Below are 18,428 nucleotides of genomic sequence, written 5' to 3'. Positions count from 1 at the left end.
GGGCTTGACTGCCGGCTACACCCCTGTCGGCTTGGCTAGTGCACCGCGCCCTCTTCTGAGTAGGTGGAGAGCATCGAGCGTTCCGGCTGGTGGGTGTCTAACTGCGGGGACACGCCGGTTGGCGCCTACTCCCGGCCATCACCGTCCTCCGGCTCGGCGAACTGAATGGCGGGGTCGTCGTCCTCCCGCGGCGGCGCAAACCAAAGGCTGCCGTCGTTCACCTGAAGCTCGGCGTACTGAATGCTGTTGCCGTACCGCGGCGCGGCGAACCAGGGGCTCTGTGCGTCAGAGTGCAGAACTCGACTCAGCCTCCTGAAAGTCTCTTGTCCGGAGTCCTCGGGCACCTTGAGGTCCAAAGGAAGCCACTTTTGCCTGGCCCTCTCGGTCCGCTTTGCCAGCAAGGTGGCGGACGGGGCAAATGAGACGAACTCCGATGTGGTGAGAGCCCGTGCGGCCTGGCTGCGCAGGATGGTGAGCCGGGAGTCCGTGTTTGTCGTACTCGCAAGGACGCGTGTCTCCCATGCGCACCCTACAACCTCCACCCGGTGCGTGTTCTGCAAGACGGCGGGTCCGCTGAGAATCCACCGCACTGTCGCTGCACACCAGACGTGATCTCCAATGCGGTGAGCGCTCAGCTCGCCCACACTGCCGAGCGCGACTGTGGGGACCTCAGCCCAGCCCAGCATCTCCACCGGCTCAGTGGTGACCGTCTCGAATTCGCCGCTTCCGAGGTCCTCCGCCAAGAAGGCCATCGTGGCCGAAATCCTGGGGCCGCCACCGAACCAGACCTTTTCCTTCGTCACGGCCATCAGCCGTGCAGCCTCGACACTGATCGTCTTGAGGCTCTCCGTATCCGAGAGGATCGCGCGTACTTCCTCCTCTTTAACCTCGGCCGACACTGTGAACCTCTGAAGAACCTGGCCGAGGGAGGTGAGGTGTACGAACCGCTCCCCGAGGCCGTCCAAGTCCATGGCCATGAGCGACGGGTACGCCGTGCCGTCCCCAAAGTCCTTCGTGTTCTTGCTGACGAAGTACACCGTCTCGTCGGGGTGCTCCCGTGCGTATTCGACCGCAGCCAGCCAGATTGCGGCGTCCCGGCCGCCCGTCTTCACCTTGTCGCGTTCGTTGATGACGATGGCCTTGCATGGCGGGAGGACGTTCGACTCTCGGAATGCCGCCTCACGCAGCGCATACTCGCTCGTCGGGATTTCGTCGACGATTTCGAGATATTGCAACCGCCAGTGCTGGCGGTAGCGCTCCAGGTCGAGCGGCGGGAGCAGGGCGGCGGTCTGCCAGGGCGTGGCCTTCCTGAAGTTCTTCAGGGCCTCCGCGGCTGCTTCGTGCTTCTCCCGGTACGGCACTGCCCGGTGCGACGCCAGCTCCTCCAGCACCACCCAAGGCACACCGACGGATTCGACTTCTGCAGTGCGGATCGTCCTGATGAGTTCCGCGCTCACGCTATCGAGCTTGATGCTCCGCAGAATGTTCGTGTCCAGGATGATCAACGGTGCTCCGGTCCCTCGGTACTGACGTCAAGCCCAAGAGTCTCAAGGAGAAGGGGGAGAGCGCACCGGAAATCCCGGACAAGCACTTCGTGCCAGTCGGGGGGCGGATTCCTTGGAGGTCGCCCGCTGTGCCAGCCACGCCGCCGCCGTGCACTTCCGCTGCCGCACCACAGCGCACCAGATCGAGCGGGAACAGCGGCGAATCACGGTGAAGGAGCCCGGCCCGAGGAAGCCGTCCTCTACCCGTTCGTCCAGGTCAGGGGCAAGCGAGCTTCAAATGTTCGCAGATTCCCAAACTGAGGGCTCAGTTAGTTCCTCCCGTCGCCGACAGCCCTGCCATCGAGCTTCTCTGAGCGAACGACCCCACGGTTTGGTTGAGGACTGGGGCGCGCAGTGAGGCAGACGCGCCCCTGATCACGCTGTGCCCCCAGTAGTAGTGGCCGACTGCCGTAGGCCGAGCTACGGCGGCTACTTGCGGTGCCGCAAAAGCCGGTCGGCGTCCTCTGCCAGGTAGAGGGAGGCAAGGCGCTTGGGGTGCCACATGACTATCTGCGTTGTATCGAACCCGTACCAGGCCGGCCCGCCGAACGCCGCCATGAGGCCAGCCTCCCTCCATTGTTCGAGACGGCTTCGATCATCCTCACTCACTGAATACGGCGCGGAGGTGATCACGGTTGGCAGCCCGTCCTTGAGCCAGAAGATGGGATGATCAAGCCAGTGTTCATCGTTGCGTGAGCCAGAACCGCACTTACCGCACACATCGGGTTCACACTGCCTACTGGCGTTGCGCAACAGCCACCGCGGACAGCATCCGCTCTCGCTACTGCGCAGACCGTGGTCTTCGGCCCAATCGACGATGACCTGTTGAGCCACCTGCGCGTGCGCAGCAGCCTTCTCGTACTGCTCCGCGCTGAGCCCACTCCGTCGTCGGTCCGGGGCAGCAAGCCCGTAGGGCCATAAGATCTCACCCTGATGTTTGCTGAAGATCCTCGATGCTCGAAGCTCAAAATCGCGGTTCATTGCCGCCTCCTGGGACTAGCGAACAGGTCGTGACCGTTGGTAGCCCGTTGAGGGCTACCGCTGGACTACCCAGATCGGACGCCACCGTACGCTTGCGAGCCGGACGCATATGCGGCTCTGTTCGGCACTCACGTTGTCTCTTTGCGGCTTCGAGGGCAAGCACGCCTGAAGGTGCCGTCCCATCGGGCACCACCGACGTGACCCAGCTGGGAGAGAGACCCAGACTCCTGTCCAAGTCCCTCTCCCAGCACGGGTGACCGGGAGGCTGCCAGAGCGCCCGCCTTGCCGACCGTTGTCCTCAGAAGCGGTGAGGTTCGTTCACCACCAGGAGGTGACCGCGGCTGGTGGCTACGCGGAGGACGTCTCGCAGGGCTCCGGTCAGTTCCTTCGCCAGGAGCTGCATGTCCTCCGGGCCCGCCTGCTCGTCACCGAAGGTTTCCGCGGCCTGCTTCAGCAGTTCGGCCGCCGTCCCGAGTTGTACCGATTCGATGTTGTCGGCCAGGCGGGACATGTAGCCGTCCCTGTCGTCGGTGCTCAGGTAGCAGGGCTTGCCCTCTGGCCCCGACCATGGGAGAAGCCTCAGCTCGTTCTGTGCCGTCATCCTTGCGTCTGCCTCTCGTCGATCACGTGGTGGGTAGTGAAGACCGCGTCAACCCGATCCCCCGGGAACACCAGAAGCGCAGCCTCGACCACGCGCCCGGCGGTGTCGGCGGCAACGCGTGTGATCGCGAGCACCGCCAAGGTGGGGTTGATTCGGAGGGTGGACGCCTCATCCGGTGTCGGGAGGCGGGCGGAGACCGTTTCCCGGACCTCCGACGACAGAGGGCTCAGCACAGCAAAGCTCTCTTTTGTCCGCACGTATGAGGGGCCGTCACCGAGTGCGCCGGTGGCCTCCAGGTCGCGTGGGACGTAGATGCGGGCCAGGCTGTGCGGGGACTTTCCCTGGTAGCTGATGCTGAGGAACTCGGTCAGCGGGCTACCGTTCGGAACTCGCAACAGAGCTGCCAGATGCCCATGCGCCTCGATCGCAGTGGCGCGGTCCGTGACGCGCAGAGCCGTTTCAGCGGCTGTCCACGGGTCCAGCGTCCCCCAGCCGCCGACATACATGATCTTGCGGAGGCGGTGGCGGACGAAGTTGCCCTTACCGTGGATCTTCTCGACGAGGCCTTCCCCTTGAAGCACCGCGAGAGCGCTCCGCAGCGTCGCCGTGCTGACTTTGTACTGGCCGGCCAGTCCGACTTCAGACGGAAGACGTTCGCCGGGCTTGATGTGACCGGTCGTGATCTGACGCCTGAGGTCATCGGCGATGTCGTGATGACGAGAGGGCACGATCTGTGTCACCGCCTTCTCAGCATCCGCACGGCGAGAAGCCGGGTTCGTGTGTGCATGGTCAGCAACTCGCCCGACTCGAACTGCAGTTGCTTGGCGCCTTGGGGCAGCTGGAAGAGGTTGCTCACCCGGCATGCCCGACCACCGACTTGGATGATGTCGCCGCACTGCACGGTGGTCGAGGTGATCTCGATGGGCTGGGAAAGCAGCGCGCCGCGGGGTGTTCGTTGCCTCACTGCCGCACCTCCGCGGGCGTGGACTGGTTGGACGCCACGTGGCAAGGGCAGGCGCACACCTCGTAGATCACCGGCAAGTCGACCGGCGCCAGCGTCGGGGAGGACTCCGCGCAGGTGGGGTGAGTGCCGATCCGGCATGCAACCGATCGGTAGGGGGCGGACGAAGCGTCCGTGATGTGAGGCTGGCTGCGAGGAGGCATCAGCGGACTCCCGCGAGGGCCGACCAGGCTTCGGCCGGCAGATGGGGCGCCATGACCATCGAACGCCGCGGCCGTTCGCGCTTCTCCCAGGCCAGCACGTACGGGCGGACTAGCGCGTTGTCCTCACCCGCGAGCGAACCCGCGAGGTTCGCCAGGGCTGGGCCCCGCCGCAGGGCTGCCGTCGGCCCTTCCGTGGGCGCAGGGGGTGCATAGGCCGGCGATGTCTTGGCGGACGTTAAGGGGCGGCGGTGCCTGCCCTTGGGGAAGTGCCGCTCTCTGGTGAGCGAGGCGGCACGACGGATACGGTTGAGCACGCTGATCAGCTCCTATCGCTGATGGCTCGGTCCCCCGACATCGCCCGTCGTGGGGACCACTTTGCGTACGACCGCCCAGAGGGTGCGGTCGTTCAGGCTGGTGGCGAGGAGACCGAAACGATCGGCGTCGGCCACTACTTCCAGGGCCTCCCGCCATAACTCGGCGTCGAGCGATTCCGGGACCTCTGCTTCGACCGTCGTGTGTAAGTCGTGCTCCTCCATGCGCACGGGGAGCCCGAGGGCGGACAGCCGGGCGGCGAGAGCCTCCGCACTAACTCCCGAAGCGGGCACAGGACAGCCTCCGTCACCAGCGATCACTTTCAGTAAAGCTAGTTAACTAGCTTAGAGCCAGTGGACTAGATTTTCTACATGCCTGAGCAACCGCCCTATCTCCGCACCGCCGACGAACTCCGGCGGCGGATCGCTGAGCACGTGTGGGAGCCGGGAGACCGCCTGCCCTCCCGCGCCCAGATCGGCCAGGAGTGCGGCGTGGGCGAGAACGTGGTGCGCCGGGCGCAGGAGTTGCTGATCTCCCAGGGCGTGCTGGAGGGACGTGCCGGATCAGGCACGTACGTCGCCGAGCCCCGGCAGCGAGTGCGGGTGGTCCGCTCCTCGGCGCGCGAGCAGCCCAACGGGTCACCCTTCCGTGCGGACATGAAGGCTGTCGGCAGGCAAGGGGATTGGGAGAGCCGGACCGATGCCAAGGTGCCAGCACCGGCAGAGATCGCGGCGCGGCTGGGTCTCGCCGAGGGCGAGCTGTGCGTCCGTACGACGTACGAGTTCCTGGCGGACGGCAGGCCTGTGCAGCTGTCGACGAGTTGGGAGCCGTACGACCTCACGGCCGGCACTCTCGTCGTGCTGCCCGAGGGAGGGCCGCACGCCGGAGCGGGCGTCGTGAACCGCATGGCCGCGATCGGCATCGCCGTCAGCCACGCCGTGGAGCAGCCGGAGCCCCGGCAAGCGACCGCCGAAGAGGCGTCCCTACTCGGCATCCAGAAGGCCGCGCTCGTCACGCACATCCGGCGGACGTACTACAGCGACGAGGGACGGCCCGTCGAGACCGCGGACATCGTGATGCCCGCCGCTCACTGCGAGATCGTCTACGAGATCCCCATCAACCGTTAGCGGGACAGCTCCACGTCAAGGTCGTAGCCGCTCGGCTCGTATCGTGACCTCATGCGAAACGAGAGGCACGATGAGCGGCTGTCGGACGGCGAGTTGGAGCTGTTCCTCCAGTACCTCCACAGGTTCGCGAATCATGACCTCGATCTCTTCGCCCTCATGCAGGTGGGAGACCCTGAGCATCCCGCCTACGTGTCTTTCAGCAGGACACCAGAAGCGGGTGCCGACCCCTCGGCCTACCGGCGACCGTGAACCGGCTCCGGGCCATGTCGAATGCGTGTCGACGGCAGGTGACGAGCCGCCAGCGGAAGGAGTAACTGCCCAGGTCAGTGACCGGTTCCAGGCGAACACGCCAAGCGCCTTCTAAGCGCTTGGCCGCAGGTTCGAGTCCTGCCGGGGGCGCACATACCCTCCCTGACCTGCATGTACAGGTCGGTTGGATCATTGAGGACCGCGTGCCTCGTCTGCCGGACTCGGTAAAGTCGGCCGGGCCTGCCTGCGACGCTCGATCAGACCGTTTCAGGCCATCCGAGCGCACCGTCCGAGCGCACCGTCCGGTCGCACCACCACCGAGAGCAGTGAGAAGACCAACGTGTCCCCCTACGACTACGAGCGGGACGGCGCCGCGATCTACCGCCAGTCCTTCGCCACCATCCGCGCGGAGGCCGACCTCTCGGCCCTGCCCGCCGACGTCAGCCAGGTCGCCGTCCGGATGATCCACGCCTGCGGCATGGTCGACCTCGTACGGGACCTGGCCTGGACGCCCGCCGTCGTGGCCCGCGCCCGTGAAGCCCTCCGGGCCGGGGCGCCGATCTTCACCGACGTCCAGATGGTGGCCAGCGGGGTGACCCGCAGGCGGCTGCCCGCCGGCAACGACGTGCTGTGCACGCTCTCCGGCCCGACCGTGCCGGACCTCGCGGCGAGGCTGGGCACCACGCGCAGCGCGGCCGCGCTGGAGCTGTGGCGCGACCGGCTGGAGGGTGCCGTGGTCGCCGTGGGCAACGCGCCCACCGCGCTGTTCCGGCTGCTGGAGATGATCGAGGCGGGCGGGCCCCGGCCGGCCGCCGTCATCGGCGTCCCGGTCGGCTTCGTCGGCGCCGCCGAGTCGAAGGACGCCTTGGCCGCGAACACGTCCGGGCTGGAGTACCTGGTCGTACGCGGCCGTCGTGGCGGCAGCGCCATGGCCGCCGCCGCAGTCAACGCGATCGCGAGCGAGGAGGAGTGAGCGGCGGGAACCGGTGCTACTCGGCGCCCTGCCGGACGGGTTCGGCGAGGCCGGCCGTCCACTTCTCCTCGATCCGGCCGACTTTCCACACCACCAGGGCGACGGCCCAGGTGGCGAAGAACAGTCCGACGATGACGTAGCCGACGATGTTCAGGTCAAGGCCGGAGACCCAGTCCCAGAACGGGCCGTGCAGGTCCGCCTTCTCGGCGATCAGGCCCAGCAGTTCGACCGTGCCGATGATGAGCGCGACCGCGATGGACAGGCCGGTGATGGTGAGGTTGTAGTAGACCTTGCGGACCGGCTTGGAGAAGGCCCAGCCGTAGGCGAAGTTCATGAACGAGCCGTCGATCGTGTCGAGCAGCGACATACCCGCCGCGAACAGGACCGGCAGGCACAGGATCGCGTACCAGGGCAGGCCGGAGGCCGCGCCCGAGCCGGCGAGGACGAGGAGCGCGATCTCGGTCGCCGTGTCGAAGCCCAGGCCGAACAGCATGCCCAGGGGGTACATCTGCCACGGCTTGGTGATCGACTTCATGAGGCGGCCGAGGATGCGGTTCATGAAGCCGCGGTTGTTGAGCTGTTCTTCGAGGGCCGCCTCGTCGAAGTGGCCGGTGCGCATCTGCCGGAAGACCTTCCAGATGCCCGCCATGATCACCAGGTTGATGCCGGCGATGAGGTAGAGGAACGTCCCGGAGACGGTCGTACCGATCCAGCCGGTGACGCTGTGCAGCGTGGAGTTGTCGTTCTCGACCGGTCCGGCCAGCGCCTTCACGCCGAGGGAGAGCAGGAAGGCGAGTATGAAGACGATGCTGGAGTGGCCGAGCGAGAACCAGAACCCGACGGACAGCGGGCGCTGCCCCTCGTTCATCAGTTTGCGGGTGGTGTTGTCGATGGCGGCGATGTGATCGGCGTCGAAGGCGTGCCGCATGCCGAGTGTGTAGGCGGTGACGCCGATGCCGATGCCGAAGGACTTCGTGCCCAGGCTGTAGTGCTCGGGGGCGACGATCACCACCAGTGTGAACCAGCCGATGACGTGCAGCGCCAGGATGAAGGCGGCCATCCCGCCGAGGTTCGCCCATTCCTTGCGGCTCATGGAGGTGCGGACACGGTGCCACGAGAAACCGCCCCCGGTGCCCGAAGCTGCCGGGCGTGCGGAGGCGGATTCAGGAGCGGAGGTCATGGAGGCGCGGGCCTTACTGCTGGGCGGGTGGCTGTTTTCAGCCGCACCTTTCAGGTTTCTGCAAATGAGTTGCAGGAACAAGATGAATGCGGCAAAGCCCCTGTCAGGTTTCAGTCAGGAAGGCGGAAAACGCGCTGGTCGAGGCTGGTCGATGCTGGTCGAGGAGTTCTCCCAGCCGGCGGGCCGCCTGCTCCGGGTCGGGTACGACCGCGACCCCGTCGGGGACGGTCGGCCGGCGGACCACGACCACCGGCAGCCCGGCCTCCCGGGCGGCGGTCAGCTTCGGGGCGGTGGCCGCTCCCCCGCTGTCCTTCGTCACCAGGACGTCGACCCGGTACCGGCGCAGCAGCTCGCGCTCGCCGTCCAGGGTGAAGGGGCCCCGGTCGAGCAGTACCTCCATGCGGGGCGGGTGCGGGGGCTCGGGCGCGTCGACGGAGCGTACGACGAACCACAGGTCGCCGGGCAGGTCCGCGAAGGCCGCCAGGCCCATACGGCCGGTGGTGAGGAAGATCCGCCGCCCGAGCCCCGGCAGCAGCCCGGCGGCCTCCGCCAGCGAGCCGGCGTCGTACCAGCGGTCGCCCTCCACCGGGGTCCAGCCGGGGCGCCGCAGCGCGAGCAGGGGAACATGGGCCGCTGCGGCGGCCCGCGACGCGTGGAAACTGATGGTTCCGGCGAAGGGGTGGGTGGCGTCGACGAGCGCGTCCACCCGGTGCTCGCGCAGCCACGCCGTCAGCCCCTCGGTCCCGCCGAACCCACCGACGCGGACCTCGCCCGGCGGCAGTCTCGGCCCGGCGACGCGCCCGGCGAGTGAGCTGGTCAGCCGCAGGCCCGGGGTCCCGCGGAGCAGTTCGGCGAGGCGGCGGGCTTCCGTGGTCCCGCCGAGAATCAGTACGTGTTGCATGCGCATGGGAGTCCGGGTCCGTTCACCGGGCCACTGTCATCCGTCGTCCCCCGCAAGGGGGTTGGGGGTCTCCCGTGCGAGGGATTCCCGTACGAGGGATTCCCGTACGAGGGTTTTCTGTACGGCCCACTGCGTTACCGGCATCGCCTGCCGCCAGCCGGTGAAGCCGCCCACCGGCACGGCGTGTGCCACCGCCAGTTTCACCAGCTCGCCCCCGTGGCGCCGGTACGCGTCGGCGAGCAGCGCCTCGGATTCCAAGGTCACGGTGTTGGCGACCAGCCGTCCGCCGGGCGCCAGCGCCTCCCAGCAGGCGTCGAGGAGACCGGGCCCGGTGAGCCCGCCGCCGACGAACACGGCGTCGGGGGAAGGGAGGTCGGCCAGGACGCCGGGCGCCGAACCGACGACGACCGTCAGTCCGGGCACACCCAGCCGTTCGGCGTTGCGGGTGATGCGCTCGGCGCGCACGGGGTCACGCTCGACGGTGACCGCGCGGCACGAGGGGTGGGCGCGCATCCACTCGACGGCGACCGAACCCGATCCACCGCCGATGTCCCACAGCAGTTCGCCGGGGGCGGGGGCCAGCACGCCGAGCGTGGCGGCGCGGATGTGGCGCTTGGTTAGCTGGCCGTCGTGCTCGTACGCCTGGTCGGGGAGACCGGGAACGGCGCCGAGGCGCAGGGCGTCCGGGGTACGTCGGCAGACGACGGCCACGATGTTGAGGGGGTCGCCGGGGACCTGCGACCGGGGCCAGTCGTCGGCCGGGGTCTCGACCGTCATCCGTTCCCGGTCGCCGCCGAGTTGTTCGAGGACCCGCAGCCGGCTCGGCCCGAAGCCGCGGTCCCGGAGCAGGGCGGCGACCTCGCCGGGGGTGGTCGCGTCCGCGCTGAGGACCAGGAGGCGTCGGCCGTCGTGCAGGGCGGCGGCGAGGCGGTCCAGGGGGCGGCCGACCAGCGTGACGACCTCGACGTCCTCCAGCGGCCAGCCCAGCCGGGCGGCGGCGTAGGAGACGGAGGACGGATGCGGCAGGACGCGCAGCGCGTCGGTCTCCTCGGCGAGGGCGCGCCCGATGCCGTAGAACATGGGGTCCCCGCTGGCCAGTACGGCGATCCGGCGGCCCGCGTGCGCGGCGAGCAGCCCGGGGACGGCGGGCCGCAGCGGCGACGGCCAGGCCAGCCGCTCCCCGGTGCACTCCGGCGGCAGCAGATCCAACTGGCGCGCGCCCCCGATCAGGACCTCGGCCTCGCACAGTGCCGCACGGGAGGGTTCCGGGAGCCCCGGCCAGCCGTCGGCACCGATCCCTACGACGGTGACGGTGACCGTGGCGGTGGCGGTGGCGGTGGCAGTGGCGGTGGTGGCAGTGGTACTGACAGGCGCCCAGGCTCGGCGGGCCGGCGTCTGCCGTGGACAGCCGGACGAGTTGGCTGCCCGACGCGTCCTGTGCCGTGACGGGTTCCGCGCGGTGCCGGGTCACATGGCGTCGAGATAGTCCCGCAGTACCCGCGACCGGGACGGGTGGCGCAGTTTCGACATCGTCTTGGACTCGATCTGGCGGATCCGCTCGCGTGTCACGCCGTAGACCTGGCCGATCTCCTCCAGGGTTCTGGTCCGGCCGCCGGTCAGGCCGTAGCGCAGGGAGATGATGCCGGCCTCCCTCGGGGTCATCTCGGCGAGGATGGCCTGGATGGTCTCCTGGAGCAGCAGGAAGGCGACCATGTCCATGGGAGTGACGCTGTCCCGGTCCTCGATCAGGTCGCCGAGTTCACCGTCGCCGTCCTCACCGAGGGCGGTGTGCAGCGAGACGGGCTCCCTGGTGTAGGCGGTGAGTTCCGGCAGCCGCTCCACGGAGACGCCCGCCTTCTCCGCCAGCTCCGCCGGGGTGGGCTCCGTCCCGAAGTCCTGGATCAGCTCGCGGCGGGTACGGGCCACCCGGTTGATGACCTCCACCAGATGTACGGGGATGCGGATGGTCCGGCCCTGGTCGGCCAGTGCGCGTGAGATCGCCTGCCGGATCCACCAGGTCGCGTACGTCGAGAACTTGAAGCCCTTCGCGTAGTCGAACTTCTCGACGGCCCGGATCAGGCCGGTGTTGCCCTCCTGGATCAGGTCCAGGAACAGCAGGCCACGGCCCGAGTAGCGCTTGGCCACGGACACCACCAGGCGCAGGTTCGCCTCGATGAGGTGGGACTTGGCGCGCTCGCCGTCGGCGGCGAGGATCTCCAACTCCCGCTGGAACACGGGGTCCTGGGGCGGATCCGCCAGCAGCTTGTGCTCGGCGTACAGCCCCGCCTCGATCCGTTTCGCGAGGACGACCTCCTGTTCGGCGCTGAGGAGCCGGACCCGGGCGATGAGCCGGAGATAGTCCCGCACCTGGTCGACCGAACCTCCCCCGGCGGTCAGCCGGGGCCGGGGAGCATCACTCTCGTCCTCGGCGGCCGGGTCGAACACATCGGTCACCTCGGTATCGGTCGCCATCGTGCTCACTTCCTCTCCAGGAGCGCACGCAGCTGATATCGATCACCCGTTTGATTTCAGGATACAGGCGGCGGTCGCGGAACCCCGGTGGCCGACGGGGGAGTTCGATCAACTTAAATGCATATGATGTGCAGGTGCATGACTACTGCATTAGGGCGGCGGCCCCGGACGACCTCGACGGCGCGCGAGCCGTCATGCTCGACACCGTCTACCGCGACTTCGGCACGGGCTACGTGCCCCGCTGGCACGGCGACGTCATCGATCCCGCGTCCGCCTATCTGACCCCCGCCCGCCACACCCTCCTGGTCGCGGTCGACGAGCGCGACGCGAGCATCGTCGCGACCGCCGCCCTCGACTCGCGCGGCCCCCTCCATCCGCCGAACCCCCGCCGTGTCGCAGAGAGTTACCCCTCGGGCGCCACCGCGCAGTTGCGCCGGGTGTACGTCCGTCCCGAGCACCGCAGGCGCGGTCTGGCCCGGCGGCTCGTGGCCGAACTGCTGGCCTTCGCGGCGGCCGACGGCGGCTATCGCGCCGTGTATCTGCACACGGACCCGGCGGTGGCCGGTGCCGAGGGGTTCTGGCGGTCGCTGGGCAAGGTCGTGCACGACGAGCGCGAGGACGCGGGCGGCGGGCAGGGTGTCGTGCACTTCGAGATCCCCATCGGGGGCTCCGTCGGGGTCCCGGCCGAGGCTCCGGTCGAGGGTTCGGCCAGGGGTCTGGTCGGGGGTGCGGTCGGAGGTCCGGCCAGGGGTCCGGTCGGAGGTCCGGCCGGGGGGTCGGTCGAGGTTTCGTCGGTGCGGTGATCGCCGGTGAACGGCGACCCAGGATAGCTATTGGAAATGATTATCATGTAGTCTCCGGAATCTCCCGCGGCTCAAGCCCGCCCCCCCGCTCCCTGACAGAACCCGAGGACCATGCGCACCCCCCGCCCTCGCCGACTGCTCGTCGGACTGCTGCTCTCCCCGCTGCTCACCGGCTGTTTCGCCGCCGGCGGTGGCGACCGTGACGCCCCGTCGGACACCGCTTCCGGGCCCCGGCTGCGGGTCGCGCTCGCCTTCCCGCCCGCCGAGAGCTTCTCGCCGTACGGTGACGACGCGACCCTCCTCAGCCGCCTCGGCGTCACCGAGGGCCTGACCTCCCTGGACGCCAACGGCACCGCCGCCCCCGCGCTCGCCGAGTCCTGGACCCGGAAGGACGGCCGCACCTGGGAGTTCAAGCTGCGCGAGGCCACCTTCCAGGACGGCACCCACGTCACCGCGGCCACCGTCGCCGCCTCCCTCACCCACGCCACCCGGGCCGAGCCCGAACCCGCCGCCCTCACCGGCGTGACCCTGACGGCGAAGGCCGCCGGAGACGGACGTATATCCGTCACCACTGCCGAGCAGGACCCCGTGCTCCCGCTGCGGCTGACCAGTCCCGCCCTCGCCGTGCTCGCGCCCAAGGCGTTCGCGAAGAAGGGCGCCGTCGACCCGGTCGGCACCGCCACCGGACCCTTCGAGCTGACGAAGAGCACCGGCACCACCGCGGCCACCCTCGACCGCTTCGACGACTACTGGGGCGGACGCGCCCAGGCCGCAGGCATCGACGCCCGGTTCATCGCCGACGGCACCGCCCGCGCCAACGCCCTGCGCACCGGCCAGGTCGACATCGCGGAGGCGATCCCCGTCGCCCAGGCCGCCTCCCTCGGCAAGGCGAGCCTGCGCGAGACCGCCACGGCCCGCACCACCTCCTTGCACCTCGACACCAGGTCCGGCGTGTTCAAGGACGCGGGGCTGCGGGCCGCCGCCCGCGCCGCCGTGGACACCTCCGCCCTCGCCGACGGTGTCTACGAAGGCCACGCCGACGCCGGAAAGGGCATCTACGGCCCGGCGCTCACCTGGGCCGAGGGCAAGCGCGGCCGGCCCGCCGGGCGGGCGGAGGCGGCGGCGACCAAGGGCGCTTCCGTCACCCTCGCCACGTACGACAACCGCCCCGAACTGCCGGAATCCGCCCAGGTGTTGAAGCAGCAACTGGAAAAGGCCGGGTTCCGGGTCAAGCTGGAGGTGCGGGAGTACTCGCGCCTCGAGAGCGACGCGCTCGGCGGGAAGTTCGACGCCGTCGTCGCCGCCCGCAACACCATGCTCGACTCCGGCGACCCCGTCTCCGTCCTCGTCGGCGACTACACCTGCGGCGGCGGCTACAACCTCTCCCTGCTCTGCGACAAGAAGGTCGACCGGGCCGTCGCCGGTGCCGAGCGCATCGAGGACACAGCGAAGCGGCAGGACGCGGCCATGGCCGCGGAGGCCCTGATCCTCGGCACCGACGCCGTCGTCCCCCTGGTCCACCAGCGGATCATCACCGGCGTCGGCACCGGCGTGCGGGGCGTGCTCCTCGATCCGTACGAGCGCACGCTGGTCGGCACCGGAACGAGGCGCTGACCCGTGCGGGGTCGTGTGGGCACTGTGGGCACGCTCCTGTGGCGTGCCCTGCTCGCCGCGCTGCTCGTGTGCGGGATCGGTCTGCTGCCCTGGCTGACGCGCACCGACCCGGCGTTCACCGTGCTCAAGGCGCGGTCGGCGGAGCGCGAGGCCACCCCCGCCGTACTGGCCGACATCCGGGCCCAACTCGGCCTGGACGCCGGTCCGTTGCGGCTGCTCGGGGACTGGCTCGGCGGGCTGCCGCGCGGTGACGCCGGACGGTCCTGGATATCCGGGGCCGAGGTCATGCCGGCCGTCCTGCGGGCGCTCGGCGCCTCGCTGCTGCTGATGGCCGTGGCGCTCGCCCTCGCCTTCCTCGTCGCCGCTTCGGTGTGCGCCCGCACATTGGGCGGCGGCGGGCGGCGGCACGGCGGCGGCAGCGGGTCGGCGATGGTCGCCGCGCTGCCCGAGTTCCTCACCGCGTCCGTCCTGGCCACCGTCGTCGGCGTCCAGCTCGGCTGGCTGCCCGCCCTCGGCTGGTACGGACCCCAGTGGACGATCCTGCCCGCCCTCGCCCTCGGCCTGCCCGCCGGGGCGCTGCTCGGACGACTCCTCGACGATCTGCTGCCCGGCGCCTTCGCCGAGCCCTGGGCGCTGGCCGCCGCCGCACGCGGCATCCCGGCCCGGCGCATCGCGAGCCAGGCGGTCCGGCGCTGCCTGCCCGCGCTCCTCCCCAACGCCGGGCTGTTCGTCGTCGGGCTGACCGGCGGCTCGGTCGCCGTCGAGCAGATCTTCGACATCCCCGGCCTCGGCCGCACCGCACTCCAGGCCGCCATCGCCCAGGATCTGCCCGTCCTCCAGGCCTGCGCTCTTGCCCTGGTGCTGCTCGCTGCGGTCGCGGCGGTCGTGACCCGGCTCGCGGCCCGGCTGCTCATCGGCCCCGCCCTGCGCGACGGCGGCCTCTCCTCCCCGCACCGGCCCGCACCGCCCGCCCGCCGCAGTCCGCCTCTGCTGTACGCGGTCGCGCTGCTGGGCGTCGTCGCCCTGGGCCTGCCGCGCGACCCGCTCGCGCTGGACACCCGGGCCCGGCTCCAACCCCCCTCCTGGGCCCACCCGTTCGGCACGGACGCCCTCGGCCGTGACGTGCTCGCCCGTGTCGGGCACGGCGCCCTCGACACGCTGCTGCTCGCCTCCGCGATCAGCGCCGCCGCGCTGCTGGCCGGGCTGCTGCTCGGGCTGGTGCCCCGGCTGTCGGAGCCGCTCGTCGACACCGTCAACGCGATACCGCCCGTACTCGCCGCGCTGCTGGTCACGGCGGTCGTGGGCAGCGGCGGGGCCACCCCCGCGCTGGCCGTGACCGCCGTCGCCTGGGCGCCGCTGGCCGCGCACACCGCCGCGTTGCTCCGTCAGGAACGGGCCACCCTGCACGTCACGGCCACTCGGGCGCTCGGCGCCGGCCGCTGGTACGTCCTGCGGCACGAACTCCTGCCCGCCGCGCTGCTCCCCGTCACCCGGCACGCCCTGCTGCGGCTGCCCGGTGTCGCCCTCGCCCTGGCCGCCCTCGGCTTCCTCGGTCTCGGCGCCCAACCACCGTCCCCGGAATGGGGGTTGCTCCTCGCGGAGAACCAGCCGTACGCGGAACGAGCCCCCTGGGCGGTCCTCGCCCCGGCCGCCGTACTCGCCCTGCTCGGCGCGCTGGCCGTCACTGCGGCGGGGTTGCGGATCCGGCGGCGGAAGGCGGTAGGGGTGGGTCAACCGCGGTCGGGGGCACGAGAGTTGGCCTTCCGGTGACTGAGCCGGTGACTGAGCCGGTGACTGAGCCGGTGACCGAGCCGGTGGCCGGGGCGGAGATCGGTGCGGCTACCGGTCAGGCGTCCGGTCCGGTGGCTGGCCGGGGGGCCGATCTGGCCTCCGGTGCGGCTACCGGTCTGGTGGCCGGTCAGGGGTCCGATCTGGCGTCCGGTGCGGCTACCGGTCCGGTGGCCGATCCGGCGTCCGATCTGGTGTCCGGTTCGGCGTCTGGCCCGGTGGTCGATCCGGCGTTCGGTCCGGTTTCTGGCCTGGTCTCCCGTCCGCTCTTCGGCCCGGAGCCTGGCCCGGTGTCCGGTTCGGCGTCCGGCCCGGTGTCCGGCCCGGTCTCCGGCACGGTGGCCGGTCCGGCGACCGGTGTCGAGTCGGATGCCGAGGCCGGTGTCGTGGTCGGTGGTGAGGGCGGGAGGCCCACCCGGGTGCGGCTCTCGCCGCTGCTGCGGCTGCTGATCCTCACTCAACTCGCCTTCAACGTCGGGTTCTTCGCCGTCCTGCCCTTTCTCTCCGAGCATCTGGGGCAGGCGATCGGTATGGCGGGGTGGCTCGTCGGGTTCGTTCTGGGCCTGCGCACCTTCAGCCAGCAAGGGCTGTTCGTGGTGGGCGGCGCGCTCGCCGACCGGTACGGCATCCGGCCGGTGGTGCTCGTGGGCTGCGCCCTGCGCGTCGCCGGCTTCGCCTGGCTCGGCTACGCCGACACGACCGCGACCGTCATCGGCGCCGTTCTCCTCATCGGCTTCGCCGCCGCGCTCTTCTCGCCCGCCGTCGAGTCCGAGGTGGCCCGGCAGGCAGTGGTCTGGGAAGAGAAGGGCAACGGCCCACGCACCCGTGTCCTCGCACTGTTCACCGTCGCCGGACAGGCGGGCGCCTTCGTCGGGCCACTCCTCGGCGGCCTGCTCCTGGCCGTCGATTTCCGGGTCGTCTGCCTCGCGGGCGCCGGAATCTTCGTCCTCGTCCTCGCCGGGCACGCCTGGCTGCTCCCGCAGCACATACCCGGCCGGGAGCGCGTACGGGCGAAAGGGGGCGTGCGCGCACTGCTGCGCAACCGGCGATTTCTGGCACTCTGCACCGCGTACGGCGCCTATCTGCTCGCGTACAACCAGCTCTATCTGGCGCTCCCCGCCGAGGTAGAACGCGTGACCGGCGCGCAGACCGCGCTGGCCTGGCTGTTCGCCCTGTCCTCGCTGCTCGTCGTGACCGCCCAACTGCCGGTCACCCGCTGGGTCGGCGACCGGCTGGCGCCGCGCCGCTCGATGACAGCAGGACTGCTGCTGATCTCCGTCGGGTTCGCGGCGGTGGCGCTGACCAGGCCCGCAGGGTGGACCGGCACGGCAGGGCTGCTGCCCGCGGCCGGTTTCGTCGTACTGCTCACCTTCGGCCAGATGCTGGTCGCCCCCGTGGCCCGCGCCTGGGTGCCCGACCTCGCCGAGGAAGGGCGGCTCGGCCTCTACACCGGCGCCCTTTCGTCGGTTTCCGGCCTGATCGTGCTGGTCGGCAGCGCGCTGACCGGCACTCTGCTCGACTCCGCGCTGCCCGCGGCCGTGCCCTGGCTGGTACTGGCCGCCGTACCTCTCGGGGCGATCGCGGTACTCCCGCGCCGGAAGTGAACCGTGGCCGGGGGAGCACCCCGGGGGTCTGGGCGGCACAGCCGTGGGGCATGCCGAATTGGTAGCGTCACACCACTCGCGCCGACAGGCACGGGTGAGCGCCTGGCGGCACCACTGAGCATCACCGGTGCTTCACCGAGCACGACAACCGCTGATACGCGTACGCGCTTTTGTACAGGGGGGCCCATGGCCACGATTCGCAGGGCAGTCATTCCCGCAGCCGGACTGGGGTCCCGGCTGCTGCCGCTCACCAAGGCGACACCGAAGGAGATGCTGCCCGTCGGTGACAAGCCCGTCATCGAACACACCGTCCGGGAGCTCGTGTCCTCCGGCATCACCGACATCACCATCGTGGTGTCCGGTGGGAAGGGCCTGATCCAGGACCACTTCCGGCCCAACCCGGCCCTGGTCGACCAACTGCGCGCCGACGGCAAGGACGCCTACGCGGACGCCGTCGAGGAGGTCGGCGAGCTGTCCCGGCAGGGCCACATCACCTACCTCGACCAGCACGGCCCGTACGGCAACGGCACGCCCGTCCTCAACGCCGCGCGCAACTTCGGCGACGAGCCGATGCTCGTGCTGTGGCCCGACGATGTGTTCGTCGCCGAGGTTCCGCGCGCCCAGCAATTGATCAAGGCGTACGAGGCGACCAACTCGCCGGTTCTCGCGCTGATGCCGATGGATCCTGGCGACTCGCAGCGCTACGGCGTTCCCGTCGTCAAGGAGGACCTCGATGACGGTCTGCTCCGTATCACCGGTCTGGTGGAGAAGCCCCGGCCGGAGGACGCGCCCTCCGCGTACGCGGCCATCGGCGGGTACGTGATCACGCCCGGGATCATCGACGAGCTGCGCGATCAGACCAAGCGGTGGTACGACCATCACACCGGTGAGGTGTATCTCACCGATGCCATCAATGCCTATGCCGGGAGCCGGGCCGTCTACGGCCAGGTGATTCACGGGCGCTGGTACGACACTGGTAACCCGCTCGCCTATCTCACCGCTCAGTTCGCGGCGGCGCTCAATGATCCGGAGTACGGGCCGCATCTGCGCCGGCTGGCGAAGGAACTGGAGGGGGAGGAGGCCGGCGGAGTCTAGCGCCCCCGCCGCCCCTACCC

17 protein-coding genes, 1 tRNA gene and 1 pseudogene are annotated in these 18,428 nt (G+C 70.0%); 9 read left to right on the top strand and 10 right to left on the bottom strand.

The features are described 5' to 3' along the window. Positions 1-125: 125 nt before the first annotated feature. The 6 genes from AOK08_RS26495 to AOK08_RS26465 form a co-directional block, all read right to left on the bottom strand. Complete coding sequence (locus tag AOK08_RS26495) at positions 126-1,505, bottom strand: PIN domain-containing protein (RefSeq protein ID WP_055530601.1); 1,380 nt, start codon at positions 1,503-1,505, stop codon at positions 126-128. Positions 1,506-1,973: 468 nt separating this feature from the next. Next, positions 1,974-2,525: a hypothetical protein gene (locus tag AOK08_RS45970; RefSeq protein ID WP_157876800.1), complete on the bottom strand. Its 552-nt coding sequence runs from the start codon at positions 2,523-2,525 to the stop codon at positions 1,974-1,976. A gap of 298 nt (positions 2,526-2,823) precedes the next feature. Then, positions 2,824-3,126 (bottom strand): hypothetical protein, encoded by a 303-nt coding sequence (locus AOK08_RS26490; protein WP_055530599.1) that lies wholly within the window; start codon positions 3,124-3,126, stop codon positions 2,824-2,826. Continuing rightward, positions 3,123-3,866, bottom strand: coding sequence for a GntR family transcriptional regulator (locus tag AOK08_RS26485; protein ID WP_055530597.1), 744 nt, complete (start codon positions 3,864-3,866; stop codon positions 3,123-3,125). Before AOK08_RS26485 ends, AOK08_RS26490 begins: the two co-directional genes overlap by 4 nt. After that, complete coding sequence (locus AOK08_RS26480) at positions 3,863-4,090, bottom strand: hypothetical protein (protein WP_055530595.1); 228 nt, start codon at positions 4,088-4,090, stop codon at positions 3,863-3,865. Before AOK08_RS26480 ends, AOK08_RS26485 begins: the two co-directional genes overlap by 4 nt. A 526-nt stretch (positions 4,091-4,616) precedes the next feature. After that, entirely contained in the window at positions 4,617-4,895 is a 279-nt protein-coding gene (locus AOK08_RS26465; protein WP_055530589.1) for a hypothetical protein, read from the bottom strand. A 78-nt stretch (positions 4,896-4,973) separates the two neighbouring features. On the opposite strand from AOK08_RS26465, the gene AOK08_RS26460 reads away from it, so the two are divergent. The 4 genes from AOK08_RS26460 (at position 4,974) to AOK08_RS26450 (ending at position 6,951) form a co-directional block, all read left to right on the top strand. Continuing rightward, a complete protein-coding gene (locus tag AOK08_RS26460) occupies positions 4,974-5,729 on the top strand; it encodes a GntR family transcriptional regulator (protein WP_055530587.1) in 756 nt (251 codons plus the stop codon). Positions 5,730-5,780: 51 nt separating this feature from the next. Further along, positions 5,781-5,978: a hypothetical protein gene (locus tag AOK08_RS26455; RefSeq protein WP_055530585.1), complete on the top strand. Its 198-nt coding sequence runs from the start codon at positions 5,781-5,783 to the stop codon at positions 5,976-5,978. Between the two features lie 89 nt (positions 5,979-6,067). Further along, positions 6,068-6,125, top strand: a tRNA-Arg gene (locus AOK08_RS45965). A 193-nt stretch (positions 6,126-6,318) separates the two neighbouring features. Next, positions 6,319-6,951 (top strand): precorrin-8X methylmutase, encoded by a 633-nt coding sequence (locus tag AOK08_RS26450; RefSeq protein ID WP_055530583.1) that lies wholly within the window; start codon positions 6,319-6,321, stop codon positions 6,949-6,951. Positions 6,952-6,967: 16 nt separating this feature from the next. Here the strand turns inward: AOK08_RS26450 and nicT are convergent, their stop codons facing one another. The 4 genes from nicT to AOK08_RS26430 all read right to left on the bottom strand — a co-directional run bounded on the left by nicT (position 6,968) and on the right by AOK08_RS26430 (position 11,504). After that, on the bottom strand, positions 6,968-8,131 hold the full coding sequence (nicT, locus tag AOK08_RS26445) for a Nickel transporter NicT (protein WP_079054279.1): 1,164 nt from the start codon (positions 8,129-8,131) through the stop codon (positions 6,968-6,970). A gap of 103 nt (positions 8,132-8,234) precedes the next feature. Continuing rightward, positions 8,235-9,038: a cobalt-precorrin-6A reductase gene (locus AOK08_RS26440; RefSeq protein ID WP_241827099.1), complete on the bottom strand. Its 804-nt coding sequence runs from the start codon at positions 9,036-9,038 to the stop codon at positions 8,235-8,237. A gap of 30 nt (positions 9,039-9,068) precedes the next feature. Continuing rightward, entirely contained in the window at positions 9,069-10,328 is a 1,260-nt protein-coding gene (gene cbiE, locus AOK08_RS26435; protein ID WP_079054278.1) for a precorrin-6y C5,15-methyltransferase (decarboxylating) subunit CbiE, read from the bottom strand. Positions 10,329-10,499: 171 nt separating this feature from the next. Next, positions 10,500-11,504: an RNA polymerase sigma factor gene (locus AOK08_RS26430; protein ID WP_055530579.1), complete on the bottom strand. Its 1,005-nt coding sequence runs from the start codon at positions 11,502-11,504 to the stop codon at positions 10,500-10,502. 134 nt (positions 11,505-11,638) lie between these two features. Between AOK08_RS26430 and AOK08_RS26425 the strand changes: the two are divergent. From AOK08_RS26425 to AOK08_RS26405, 5 genes and pseudogenes are all read left to right on the top strand, one after another. Continuing rightward, a pseudogene (locus AOK08_RS26425) lies at positions 11,639-12,166 on the top strand (GNAT family N-acetyltransferase); the annotation flags it as partial. Positions 12,167-12,418: 252 nt separating this feature from the next. Next, complete coding sequence (locus AOK08_RS26420; RefSeq protein WP_055530578.1) at positions 12,419-13,921, top strand: ABC transporter substrate-binding protein; 1,503 nt, start codon at positions 12,419-12,421, stop codon at positions 13,919-13,921. A 327-nt stretch (positions 13,922-14,248) separates the two neighbouring features. After that, positions 14,249-15,691: an ABC transporter permease subunit gene (locus AOK08_RS26415; protein ID WP_079054283.1), complete on the top strand. Its 1,443-nt coding sequence runs from the start codon at positions 14,249-14,251 to the stop codon at positions 15,689-15,691. A gap of 404 nt (positions 15,692-16,095) precedes the next feature. Beyond that, on the top strand, positions 16,096-17,313 hold the full coding sequence (locus tag AOK08_RS26410) for an MDR family MFS transporter (RefSeq protein WP_055530650.1): 1,218 nt from the start codon (positions 16,096-16,098) through the stop codon (positions 17,311-17,313). A 186-nt stretch (positions 17,314-17,499) separates the two neighbouring features. Further along, positions 17,500-18,408, top strand: a complete 909-nt coding sequence (locus AOK08_RS26405; RefSeq protein ID WP_055530574.1) for a UTP--glucose-1-phosphate uridylyltransferase — start codon at positions 17,500-17,502, stop codon at positions 18,406-18,408. The last annotated feature ends 20 nt before the right edge of the window (positions 18,409-18,428 follow it).

Source organism: Streptomyces graminilatus (genome assembly GCF_001418565.1).
Taxonomy (GTDB): Bacteria; Actinomycetota; Actinomycetes; order Streptomycetales; family Streptomycetaceae; genus Streptomyces; species Streptomyces graminilatus.
Note: the sequence above shows the minus strand (reverse complement) of the source record. Positions and strands in the feature narration are given on the sequence as shown.

What these genes read in the sequence shown, in the direction of transcription:
- AOK08_RS45970 (WP_157876800.1), bottom strand. Translation starts at nt 2,525, where the DNA reads ATGAACCGCGATTTTGAGCTTCGAGCATCGAGGATCTTCAGCAAACAT.
- AOK08_RS26490 (WP_055530599.1), bottom strand. Translation starts at nt 3,126, where the DNA reads ATGACGGCACAGAACGAGCTGAGGCTTCTCCCATGGTCGGGGCCAGAG.
- AOK08_RS26460 (WP_055530587.1), top strand. Translation starts at nt 4,974, where the DNA reads ATGCCTGAGCAACCGCCCTATCTCCGCACCGCCGACGAACTCCGGCGG.
- AOK08_RS26455 (WP_055530585.1), top strand. Translation starts at nt 5,781, where the DNA reads ATGCGAAACGAGAGGCACGATGAGCGGCTGTCGGACGGCGAGTTGGAG.
- nicT (WP_079054279.1), bottom strand. Translation starts at nt 8,131, where the DNA reads ATGACCTCCGCTCCTGAATCCGCCTCCGCACGCCCGGCAGCTTCGGGC.
- AOK08_RS26440 (WP_241827099.1), bottom strand. Translation starts at nt 9,038, where the DNA reads ATGCGCATGCAACACGTACTGATTCTCGGCGGGACCACGGAAGCCCGC.
- AOK08_RS26430 (WP_055530579.1), bottom strand. Translation starts at nt 11,504, where the DNA reads ATGGCGACCGATACCGAGGTGACCGATGTGTTCGACCCGGCCGCCGAG.
- AOK08_RS26420 (WP_055530578.1), top strand. Translation starts at nt 12,419, where the DNA reads ATGCGCACCCCCCGCCCTCGCCGACTGCTCGTCGGACTGCTGCTCTCC.
- AOK08_RS26415 (WP_079054283.1), top strand. Translation starts at nt 14,249, where the DNA reads ATGGCCGTGGCGCTCGCCCTCGCCTTCCTCGTCGCCGCTTCGGTGTGC.
- AOK08_RS26405 (WP_055530574.1), top strand. Translation starts at nt 17,500, where the DNA reads ATGGCCACGATTCGCAGGGCAGTCATTCCCGCAGCCGGACTGGGGTCC.